This window comes from Thermomonospora curvata DSM 43183 (assembly GCF_000024385.1).
GTDB lineage: Bacteria > Actinomycetota > Actinomycetes > Streptosporangiales > Streptosporangiaceae > Thermomonospora > Thermomonospora curvata.
The window spans coordinates 2,947,470-2,959,521 of record NC_013510.1 but is presented as its reverse complement, the minus strand read 5'-3'; the positions used below and the strand labels follow the sequence as shown (position 1 = coordinate 2,959,521).

The window sequence follows — 12,052 nt, the reverse complement described above, 5'->3', positions numbered from 1 at the left end:
TCCGCTGACTAGGCACCATCATGAGGGATCCTCTCTGCCGGTACGGCCGAGGGTAGGCCTCGTATGCGTAGAGGTGGTTGCATCAGTGCGGTCTATCAATTTTCCAAGACGGTCAGGTGGGGGAGACGCTCATTGCTCGTCGGGAAACCTCACTGATGGAAGTTGAGTCGTAACAAGTGGTCTCCTAAGTGGCGGTGCGGTGTGCTGGACAGCGATGGTGATCAGTCGTCGAGACCTCTGCGGTAGCGCTCTGCCTCATCGTCGTTTTCGCGGGCCTCTGCTTCGTAGAATTCGGCGATTTTATTCAAAAGTTTCCTAGTTCGAGGCCACTGAGCTGCTGCCTTGGCCTGATCGCGATATTTCTTGACAAGTTTCCACTCTTGGTCGCCGCCTTCGTCGAGCCCTCGCGAAACGACGCCTCGCTTATTGAGGATTCCTATCCTCAAGCCGTTGTCGAGCCGGTCGCTTTGGATTTCTTCCAACAGGACGCGGACAGCCTCCGGTGGAAACGAGCCATCAGGGTCGGGTGGCGCGTATGCCAGAACTTGCCCGATATGGCTGTCACCTCGGTCGAGGAGGCCAAGGGAACGTAGCTCCTCGCGAGCGCTACTGATCCAATCGCGTAGCAATGTTGCGTCGATGGTGCCCTCGGGCGTGACACCAGGGCAGCGACGCCATCTGTGCAGGACCTGGAAGGATCTTTTGGCGATTATGCGCCGTTGTTCTTGATCGGCTTCGTTTGTTTCTGGACTTCCGTCACGGTCTCGTCTGTAAATATGTCCAATGAGTTCTGTGAAGAAGACAGGATTCGTTGCAAGTTCCGTGTGCAGCGTCGGGGCGTCGGCGTTAAAGCTGAAAGTTGGAAAAAACTGCCATTCGAGACGCAGTACCCGCAGTCGTCCTACCTCATCACAGTGCCGGGCGAGCAGCTTAAATAGCCTCTCGAAGCTATAGCTTTTCAGTCGGGGCAACTCTGGATCACAGGACTCGCTCTTGAGTAGCCCTTCAAGTGCTTCTGCAATGACCTCGGCGGCTTGAGTAGAGTCGCTCTGGTTAGCATAGATGGACATCAAATCCAAAGCTGCTGCGTTACGGCCAACGCTGATCAATCCATGTACTGCTTCCAGGACGTGATCAAACGAAGAGCCGAGCCCGTAGTAGATGAATTCCCGCCAGTAGTGTTTAGAAACTTTTTCGTTCAGCTCTGACAACTTCTTCCAAGCAGATGGCGGATTGCAGGTCGCACGCAGGATGCGGGCCTGGGTAGATGGATCGTCTGTCTGCTCGAGCAGTCTGTCACACAAATTGGTTCCGTTTTCGTGCAAACGCCGGGTGAAATAGGCGAATGCAACTTCCCGTTTAGAGGGCTGGTCCTCGCGCAGCCAGGAAAGCATCTCGGCGTCGAACTCGTTGCTATGCGCTGCCAGTGCCGATCCGACCAGGCCAGGGAACTCTGTACCGGAAGCCAGGGCCATGACGGCCGGGAGCCCACCCTCTTGAAGGATTTCGCCCACTGCTGCTGCGCGCCGCTCGCTCACTGCGGCTTCATAAGCGCTGTAATCGTTGCGGAAAGAAAGGTCTCCCAACTCGACTAGGTAATCGGTGAACAGCCATGCGTTCCGCCGGACAGAGTCCTGTGGCTTGATCGCATCGGCTGCAGCTTGCAGTTTTTGTAGCTCTTCTGCAGGCAATGCCCAGAAGGCGTCTGCATACTCCTGATGGTGGGCGATTTTGTCCCGAAGCTTGTTGAATAGTTGGTTGCGGGCGGTTTCGTTGCTCAGCGATGCCCCGAATCTGGTGAGGCGTTCGACAAACTCCTGGCGTTGCTCGGGCAGCAGAGAGTCAACCTTCTCAATAAGCGCCAGGTGCCGCTCCCCGTCCTCGTCCAGATCATCCAATATCAGATCGGTGACAGCAGCGAGGGCATGACGCTGATCGGGTCGCGTGATTACGGATTCTTGTTTCCAGTTCTGGAACTGTGGACTGTAATTCCCGAATTGGATCTCGTCTCCACTTGAGATTAGTGTGATCAATAGTTTGCGCGCCTCATCTGGTTCATTGCGCAAAAGACGTCTCAGTGCCCGGATTCGTTGATCCAAGTCTGCTGAGGTGCTGGGGAGCCAGCAACTGAAGATGCTCGCCAGGCTCTTGCTTGGCCGGTTGTCCCATTGGCCACCGGGGTCCAGAGCGGCCAGCTGCCCGAGAACATCGACGGCCTCATCGAAGTAGTCAGCTGACCAGGCAAGGCCCTCCAACGCACACAAGAACGCTGTATGCGGAGACGCCGGAGAAAGTCCGAATTCATCAGGGGTTTTGTCGGTGAACATGCGAGCGTGCAGTGGTGACGGCCCTGCCAAGCCGTCCTGTATCGCCTGCAGGAACTCCTCCGGTGCCGCTTCTGCGAGCAGAGGGAGGACGTCACAGAGCGACGTCCACAGAGCATAGGTTTCGTCTGCATTGGCCTGGCTGAACAGTTTTCGGACCGGCAGCCGGACCCACTGCGAGCCCCTCATACCGGATGGAGCCCGTACCCGCTCCCCGTTGCTTCCCAGCAGTGCCAGTGTCTGTGCAAGCGCTTTTCGCAGGCGGGAGGAGTACTTCCGGCGCGCGCCCTGCAGATTGGCCTTCCACTGCTCTGTCTCCTTCAGCCCGGCCATCGGGTCGCGCTCGCCCAAGACTTCCAGCACGGCCTCCTGGAAAGCCCGCAGGTCGTCGTGCATCAACTGGTGGGCCAGGAGGGTCCAGGCGTCTTTGGGGGACACAAGGTGCCACTGCTCGTCGAGATGCCCCACAAAGGGGGTGTCGGGGACCGCCGCCAGCTTCAGCGCGGCCTCCTGGACTTCGGAGTACGGCCGCCCGACGCACTGCTCGACGACGCGCCGGTCATGTTCATTCGTCCCGTCCCATGCCCCAAGGAGCAGCAGTCGGCGGCGGAACACGTCCGGCTCTGACGCCCAAGGGGGCGTCCACAGGTCAGGTCGCACGGCCAGGGCCCGACGCAGTGCCAGCAGGCTGCGCCGGGCGAGCACCCCCAGCGGGACGGCCTTCTCGTAGGGCAGGCTTGCCTCCAGCCGTTCTCTAACTGCCTGCCCGTCCACTGGCGGCACGGGAACGTCTCCGGGCCGGCCGGGAGGGGCGAGCAGGACGATGTGGTGCGGTGTCTGCTCGGGAATGGCGGAGGCCATGGTCCGGTCCTCCAGCAGCAGCACCATTGGCTGCGGTTGCACGGCCAGCCGAACGAGGCTCTCCCGATCGGTCACAAAGAACGTCCGCGTGCTCAGCCTCTGCTCATCGAGGTCACGGGCCTGCTCCAGGCAGGCCGCGACGAACGCTTTCGCCTCCTCGAACCGCAGATCTTCGCCGAGTGAAGTGGTCCCTGGCCCCTCACGCAGCCGCTGCAGAAACGACGCGGCCGCTTTCTCCCGCCCGGCGAGCACTATGTCGGCGGTCAGCGGCACCTGGGTGGATGGCAGCCAGGTGCCGCTCCACCAGCTTTCGAGATGGTGCACGCCCGGCATGGCCTTGCCGAGCCGCTCGGCCAGCCAGATCGTTGTGGCCGGCGCGGCCTCGAGCCAGGTGTGGACGTCGTCGGCGTTGTAGGCACGGACGTCCTTCCAACGTCCTTCCCGCTTGCGCTGGGTCGCCCACTTCTCAGCGTCCCGCCATGTCGCCAAGATCACTTGCACATAGGTGACCTCATTGGTCGGTGTCCCCTCGGGGCCGGCGGTGCGCTTGTCGTAGTCTTCGTCGGCCTTCTTCCCGGCCTTGCCGGTGACCGACAGCTCCCACACTGACGTCCCTGCGGGGACGAACGGCGTTTCCCCGCTGGCGGCGACCACCCCGTCGAACCCGCCGACCGAGGTGCCAGAGCCACCGGGCATGTGCAGGCGGGTGACGCCCTTGCCGGTTTCCAGGATCAACCGGCGGATCAGGAGGGGGAACGTCCTGTCGAACTCTCTGGCTTGCAGAAGATCGTCCCGTGTGATCGAGGGCCAAGTGACCATGCCGCGGACTCTAGGGCGAGGGACTGACAGGCTCGCCACGCTCGGCTTGCCGCTGGGCGGGATCTGGCGTCCTCTCGGGCCGAGAGCGCCTGTGCCGCCCGTGCACAGCTTCCCGCCCACCAGTCATGTGTTGACTTGATTTACAACAAGAACGCATGTAAATAACAAGACTTAAAGAGGTGTGGTGGTTGTCCCGTACACTACTTCGCCCCGCCCGGCTTGCTGGACTCCACCTCACCCGGCCGGGCGTTGTGCTACGAAGGTCCCCAGGTCAATCCCCCTATACCGAGGAGAGACGGTGGCTCCCACAGTGACCGCCGAGCCCCCTGCACCCGGTGCCCTCGTCCAGGTTCGAGGACGCCGCTGGGTCGTCAGCACCGTCGATGAGCGCGCCGGCAACACCCTGGTCACCCTGCAAAGCGTCGAGGACGGCCGCTACGGCGACACCCTCTCGGTCATCTGGGAGATCGAGCCCGGCCGTCGTCTCCTGCCCAGCGGGTCCCTCCCCGAGGTGCGTGCGGGACGGTTCGACCCGCCGGAACGGCTGGCCGCCTTCCTGGACGCCGTCCGCTGGGGCGCCGTGGCCTCCGCCGACGTCAAAACCCTCCAGGCCCCCTTCCGCTCCGGCGTGGCCATCGAGGACTACCAGCTCGAACCCGTGGCCCGCGCCATGGACGCCCCACGCGTCAACCTCCTGCTCGCCGACGACGTGGGCTTGGGCAAGACCATCGAGGCCGGCCTGGTCGCCCAGGAGCTCCTGCTCCGCCAGCGCGCCCGCAAGATCATGATCGTCTGCCCGGCGGGGCTGACCGTCAAGTGGCGCGATGAGATGGCCGAGAAGTTCGGCCTGGAGTTCACCGTCATCGACTCGGCCCGCTGCGCCGAGGTCCGCCGCACCCACGGCAGCGCCGCCAACCCGTTCGAGGTCTACCCCCTGTCCATCGTCTCCCTGCCGTGGCTGCGCGGCCCCAAGGCCCAGCGTCTGCTGGAGGAGGTCCTCCCACCCGACGGCCCCACCTACCCGCGCACCTTCGACCTGCTGATCCTGGACGAGGCCCACCACGTGGCCCCGGCCGCCCCCAAGCAGGTCTATGCGGTCGATTCCCAGCAGACCAAGCTGATCCGCCGCCTGGCCCCGCACTTCACCCACCGCCTGTTCCTGTCGGCCACCCCCCACAACGGCTACCAGGCCAGCTTCACCGCGCTGCTGGAGATCCTGGACGACCAGCGCTTCGCCCGCGGCGTCGAACCCGACCAGGCGGCCGTCCGCGAAACGGTGGTGCGCCGCCTCAAACACCAGGTGGTCAACGCCGACGGCACCCCCCGCTTCAAGGCCCGCAAGGCCGAGGCGATCCCCGTCCGCTACCCCGAGGACGAGCGGGAGATCCACGCCCTGCTGCAGCGCTTCGCCCAGCTTCGCCGCCGCCGGCTCAACCAGACCCGCGGCCGCCGCGCCGCCGACCTGGTGACGCTGCTGCTGAAGAAACGGCTGTTCTCCAGCCCCGCCGCCTTCGCCCGCACCGTCGATGTCTACATGCAGACCCTCAAAAACAAGTCCGCCCCGTCCCTGCCCCCCGAAGACGACTGGCTGCTGGACTTCTTCGAGGAGACCGCCACCCTCGACGACGAGGCGCTGGAGGAGGCCGAGGCCGACGCCCTGGCCCGTACCACCCCCCTCATCCACTCCGAAGAGGGCACCCAGGACGAAGAACTGGCCCTGCTGGAGAAAATGCACAAGTGGGCCGCCGCCCACGAGGCCCGCCCCGACGCCAAGGCCAAAGAGCTCATCAACTACCTGATCTCCGTCTGCCGCCCCGGCAAGGACTGGACCAACGAACGCGTCATCGTCTTCACCGAGTACCGCGACACCAAGGACTGGCTGCACGGCCTGCTGCGCGACCACGGCCTGGGCGGCGAACGCCTCGCCGAGCTGGACGGCACCATGACCGCCCAGGACCGCGAGAAACTCCGCCTCGCCTTCCAGAAATCCCCCGCCGAGCACCCGGTCCGCATCCTGCTGGCCACCGACGCCGCCAGCGAAGGCATCGACCTGCAGAACCACTGCCACCGCCTGGTCAACTACGACATCCCCTTCAACCCCAACAAGCTGGAACAGCGCATCGGCCGCATCGACCGCTACGGCCAAAAGCACACCCCCGAGATCCGCCACTTCGTCGGCACCGGCTGGGACAAGGCCGTGGACTCCTACGAGGCCGACCTGGAGTTCCTCTCCCGCGTCGCCAAGAAGGTCGCCCAGATGGAAGAGGACCTCGGCCAGGTCAACGCCGTCCTCGCCGACGCGGTGCAGCGCCGCCTGCTCGGCGAGCAGGTGGACGTGGACGCCGAGACCGCCCGCGCCGCCGCCCGCGAGAAGGTCCCCACCGAAGGCGACGTCAGCGGTCAGGTCCGCCGCCTGCGCGAAACCGTCGAAGAAACCGTCAAAACCCTGCACATCACCCCAGAGGGCATCAAACGAGTCGTCGATACCGCCCTGGAACTGGCCCGTCAGCGCCCCCTCACCAAGGCCGTCGATCCCGACCCGGTGTATGAGGTGCCCGTCCTGACCGGCTCCTGGGAACGCGCCACCGCCGGCCTGCTGGAGAAACTCCCCACCGGCGGCGGCGAGCCCCGCCGCCTGCCGGTCACCTTCGACCAGGAGGTCGCCCGCCGCCGCGACGACGTGGTGCTGGCCCACCTGGGCCACCCGCTGGTGGCCATGTCCACCCGCCTGCTGCGCGCCGCGGTCTCCAACGACCAGCTCGACTTGGCCCGGGTCACCGCCGTGGTCAGCGACGACCCGGAGCTGGAGACCACCCTGCTGGCCGCCTACTCCCGTTTCGTCCTGGTCGGCGCCGACGGCGTCCGGCTGCACGAAGAGGTCCTGCACGCCGGCGGCTGGGCCCCCGAGGGCGGCCGGTTCCGCCGCTGGGAGAGCGTCCAGCGCCTCGGCGACCTGCTGGACCGCGCCCTCACCCACGGCACCCCCGCCACCCCCCGCATCCAGGCCCGCCTGGCCGAACGCTTCGAGGCGCTGCGCCCCGGCCTGGAGGCCGCCATCCGCTGGCGCGCCGAGACCCGCCGCGAGTCGCTGGAACGCCGCCTCCTCCAGCGCCGCGACGCCGAGTCCCGCCGCATCGTCGCCAACATCGACCAGTTCGCCGAGACCCTGCGCCGCAAACTCGCCAAAGGCGACGAGAGCGAGGCCTTGTTCTCTGAGATCGAGGTCAGGGCGCGCAGCAAGGAGGAGCTCCGCCAATACCAGATGGACCGCAAGTCCTGGGAGGAACGCCTGCAGCGGCTCGCGGCGGAAAAAGACCAGGAACTCCGCCAGATCCAGGCCCGCTACGCCGACCCCCGCCCCCACTCCTTCCCCGTAGCCGTCATCTTCGTCGTACCGAAGCGAGAGGCGAACTGACCGTGGCCCGCCGTCCCGAAGACTTCGACCACAACCGCTGGCTGAGCCTGATCGAGATCTCCGGCCCGTTCCTGAGCGTCCCGGTGCTGCGCCGCGCCTGGCCCACCCTGGACGCCCTCGACCGGCCCACCCGCGAACGGCTCCGCCGCGAGCACACCGCCCTGCCCAGTCGCCCCTGGATCGACTACGTCCTCACCGACCTGCTCGGCTGGGACGAGGCGGTGCACTTCACCGGCCTGGACGCCCTGGCCGTGGACGTCCCCGAGCACGAGACCCGCATCACCCCCACCTTCGCCCTGGCCGACCCCGGCACCACCCCCGACCAGCCCAAGAACATCCGCCTCCTCGGCCTGATCAGCGACGGCAACCCCACCGCCCGCATCAAGGGCTCGACCTGGGCCGCCACCCCCGTCGACCGGCTGGCCCACCTGTGCCGCCACCACGACGTGCCGCTCGGCCTGGCCACCGACGGACGCTGGTGGGCGCTGATCTGGGCGCCGCGCGGCAAGGCCACCGCCACCGCCGTCTTCGACGCGGTCAACTGGCACGAGGCCGCCGAACGGGACGCCCTCCGCGCCTTCGTCTCCCTGCTGCACCGCCGCCGCTTCTTCGCCGTCCCCGACGAGGAGACCCTGCCCGCCCTGCTGGAGGCCAGCCTCGACAACCAGGAGGACATCACCGAGGCCCTCGGCGTGCAGGTCCGCCGCGCCGTGGAACTGCTGGTCGCCGCGATCGGCCGCGCCCACTCCGCCGACCTGGCCCGCGGCGGCCCCGGCATCGGGGACGTGCCCGCCCACGAGGTCTACCGCGGCGCCGTCGCGGTGATGATGCGCGTGGTGTTCCTGCTGTTCGCCGAGGAACGCGGCCTGCTGCCCGCCGACCGGGAGCTGTACCGCACCTCCTACTCGGTGGGGCAGCTGTGCGCCGAGCTGGAGCAGCGTGCCCGCGAGGGCAGCGAGAACGAGCTGGAGAACACTTGGGATGCCTGGCACCGGCTGCTGGCGGTCTTCCACGCCGTCTACCACGGCGTGGACCACCCCGACATGCCGTTGCACGCCCACGACGGGTCCCTGTTCGACCCCGACACCTACTCCTGGCTGCCGCTGACCATCGACGACCGCACCGTGCTGCACATGCTCCGCGCCGTGCAGTACGTCCAGATCGGCTCCGGCAAGACCCGCGAACGCCGCAAGCTGTCCTTCCGCTCCCTGGATGTGGAGCAGATCGGCTACGTCTACGAGGGCCTGCTGTCGTATGAGGGCTTTTACGCCACCGAACCGATCGTCGGCCTGATCGGCAGGGCCGGCTTCGAAGAAGAGGTGCCGCTGCGCACCCTGGAGCGCCTGGCCGCCGAGGCCGGGGACATGCCCGCCCTGGCCGCCCGCCTGGCCGCCGAGTACAAGGACTCCGGCATCGGCACCGCCCGGGCCCTGGAGAAGAAGCTCGCCCCCCTCGATGAGGCCGAACGCAAGGAGGCCGAGAACAAGCTGCTGGCGGTCACCGGCGGCGACGCCGAGGGCGTGCAGCTCATGCAGCGGCTGCTGCCGTTCTACCGGATCATCCGCACCGACCTGCGGGACCTGCCGGTCGTCATCCCCACCGACGGGCTGTATGTCACCGAGTCGGCGTTGCGCAAGAACACCGGCACCCACTACACACCCCGCTACCTGGCCGAAGAGGTCGTCGAGAACGCCCTGGAACCCCTGGTGTACTCACCCGGCCCCCTCCAGACCGCCGACCGCGCCAAGTGGCGGCCCAAGTCCTCCAGGGAGATCCTCGATTTGAAGATCGCCGACATCGCGATGGGCTCGGGGGCGTTCCTGGTCGCGGCCTGCCGCTACCTGGCCGACCACCTGGTGGACGCCTGGGTCCGCGAGGGGGACGAACGGGCCCGCGGCTACCAGGGCCGCCCGCAGGAGCAGGCCAGCGACGCCGAGGCCGACCCGGTGGTGATCGAGGCCCGCCGGCAGATCATCGAACACTGCCTGTACGGGGCGGACATCAACGAGATGGCCGTGGAGATGGCCAAGCTCTCCCTGTGGCTGATCTCCAAGGACCCCGAGCGGCCCTTCACCTTCCTGGACGACCGGCTCGTGGTGGGGGACTCCCTGCTCGGCATCACCTCGCTGGAGCAGCTTGAGGTGATGCACCTGGACGCCCGGCGGGGGAGGAAGCTGCACGAGGGCGAGGGCGCGCTGTTCGACCTGACGAGCGGGGTTCGGGGGCTCGTCCAGGAGGTGACCGACCAGCGCCGGGCGCTGGTGGAGATCGACGGCACCGACCTGGAGAGGCTCGCGCTCAAGCGGGCCATGCTGCACGACGCCGAACTGAAGACCGCCCATGCCCGCCTGCTCGCCGACCTCACCGTCGGCGCGGCCCTGGCCCACGCGAGCAGGGGGCAAAACGGCCTCGACTTCGGGTCCGGCCGGGCCGTCGAAATGGCGCGGAAGACGTTGTCCGGCTCCGAGGAGGAGGAACACAAGGTTCGCGACCAGCTTCAGCGCTGGCTCGACACCGACCGGCCGGACGGCGCCTTCCCGCGCACACCCATCCACTGGCCTCTGGTCTTTCCGGAGGTCTTCGACTCTGAGCGGCCCAACGGTTCCGGGTTCGACGCCATCATCGGGAACCCGCCCTTTCTGGGCGGCCAGAAGCTCACGGGCGCCCTGGGAGGTGCCTACCGTGAATTTCTGGTCAATGCGATCGCGGGAGGGGCGCGGGGGAGCGCCGACCTGGTCGCCTACTTCGTGCTCCGTGTTCACGCTCTGCTGAACGGCAACGGTCAGACCGGTCTCATCGCCACCAACACCCTCGCTCAGGGGGACACCCGCGAGGTCGGCCTTGAGCAGCTCGTGAGCAGTGGCGTGACGATCCGGCGGGCGGTGAAGTCGCGGCCCTGGCCTTCCAAAGGGGCCGTGTTGGAGTACAGCGCTGTTTGGACCAGCCGGAAGCCTTTGGGGGAGAACACTGAACGGATTGCCGACGGTGTCAAAGTACATGGGATCATGGCGTCCCTTGATCCCCAATCCCGGGTGACCGGTCCCGCCTATCGCCTAGCGGCCAACGCCGGAATCTCTTTCCAGGGAGCCATCGTCCTCGGCATGGGATTCACCATGGATCCCGAAGAGGCTCAAAAGCTCATCGATGAGGACCCGCGGAACTCGGATGTTCTCTTTCCTTATCTGAACGGCCAGGACCTCAACAACAGATTTGATTTGTCTGCCTCTCGATGGATCATCAACTTTCGCGACTGGTCTGAGGAGAGAGCTAAGACCTATCCCAGGTGTTATGAGCAGGTTCTCCGGCTTGTTAAGCCGGAGCGTGATCAAAATAATCGCAAGATTTATCGCGACTTCTGGTGGCAATACGCCGAAAAGCGGCCCGCTATGACTAAGGCGATTGGGGGGTTGAAGCGGGTCATTGTGATTACGGTGGTCAGCAAAACTGTCATGCCGGTGATGGTGCCGACCGGGCAAGTCTTCTCAAACGCGCTCGGGGTTTTTGCGACAGATGACACGGCGATGTTGACACTACTCAGTAGTGCTCCTCACTACTGGTGGGCGGTCTCGCAGGCATCGTCAATGAAGGCTGACCTGCGTTATACACCTTCCGATGTGTTTGAGACTCTGCCACTACCTGAGCTAACTCAGGAGATGAAAGAGCTGGGGGATCGGCTCGACATATTCCGGCGGGACGTGATGCTGTCTCGCCAGGCTGGGTTGACCAAGACGTACAACCTCGTGAATGATCCCAAGTGCCGCGATGCGGACATTGTGGAGCTGCGTGAGATCCACAGGGTGATCGATGAAGCGGTCTGCCGGGCGTACGGGTGGGATGATCTGATTTCGCAACTTGACCACGGGCATCATGAGACTAGGCGGGAGATCCGCTACACCGTTGGTCCTGGTGTGAGGCAGGAGCTCGTGGATCGGCTGCTGGAGCTTAACCACGAGCGGTATGCCGCCGAGGTCGCGGCTGGGCTGCATGACAAGAAGAAGGGCCGGGGAAAAGGGTCGGCTGCTGAGCAGGACGGGCTCTTTTGACTTTTCCCCGGCTGATTGAACGCGGCTGATCAGGGGGTGAGGCGGGCCCAGACCCATTTGCCGCCGGTGGGGTGGAGGGTGTAGCCGCAGGCGGCGGAGAGGGCTTGGACGATGGGGAGGCCCCAGCCGCCGCCGGAGTCGAAGGTGTTCTCGCAGTGGTCGAGGGCTTCGAGGGTGAGTTCGGTGAGGGGTTTGGGGGTGGGGACGCGGGGGCTGGAGTCCCAGACGGAGATGAGGACGCCCTTGGCGTTGCGTTCGATGCGGTAGCGCAGTTCCTTGCCCGGGGTGGCCTCGGAGGCGTTGGCGACCAGTTCGCTGGTGATCAAAAGCGCGTCGTCCAGAATGTGTAGATAGCCCCATTTGTAGAGTTGTTGCTGGGCGAAGGTGCGTGCCAGGCCGGCGGAGGCCGGTGATCCCATCAGGGAGATGGTCAGGGCGTCCGGGGATTCTGGTGTGCGGGCTTTCCCGGCGCGCGGACGTGAGCGTTCATCGATCATGAAGATTCCCTTTTCAGGGGCGTGACTTCCCAGTTTTATGGATATTCAGCCACCGATCGAGTACGCTTCGTCACAAAGCGTTGGGCAAAGGCT

At 65.5% G+C, this 12,052-nt stretch carries 4 protein-coding genes; 2 read left to right on the top strand and 2 right to left on the bottom strand.

From position 1 onward, the window contains the following. Window positions 1-221: 221 nt before the first annotated feature. On the bottom strand, window positions 222-4,004 hold the full coding sequence (locus TCUR_RS12570) for a hypothetical protein (RefSeq protein WP_012852891.1): 3,783 nt from the start codon (window positions 4,002-4,004) through the stop codon (window positions 222-224). A gap of 298 nt (window positions 4,005-4,302) precedes the next feature. On the opposite strand from TCUR_RS12570, the gene drmD reads away from it, so the two are divergent. Both drmD and TCUR_RS12560 read left to right on the top strand, forming a co-directional pair. Beyond that, window positions 4,303-7,419, top strand: a complete 3,117-nt coding sequence (drmD, locus tag TCUR_RS12565; RefSeq protein WP_012852890.1) for a DISARM system SNF2-like helicase DrmD — start codon at window positions 4,303-4,305, stop codon at window positions 7,417-7,419. 2 nt (window positions 7,420-7,421) lie between these two features. Further along, window positions 7,422-11,462, top strand: coding sequence for an Eco57I restriction-modification methylase domain-containing protein (locus tag TCUR_RS12560; protein ID WP_012852889.1), 4,041 nt, complete (start codon window positions 7,422-7,424; stop codon window positions 11,460-11,462). 29 nt (window positions 11,463-11,491) lie between these two features. On the opposite strand, the gene TCUR_RS24965 is transcribed toward TCUR_RS12560, so the two are convergent. Continuing rightward, entirely contained in the window at window positions 11,492-11,959 is a 468-nt protein-coding gene (locus tag TCUR_RS24965) for an ATP-binding protein (RefSeq protein WP_012852888.1), read from the bottom strand. Window positions 11,960-12,052 lie beyond the last annotated feature (93 nt).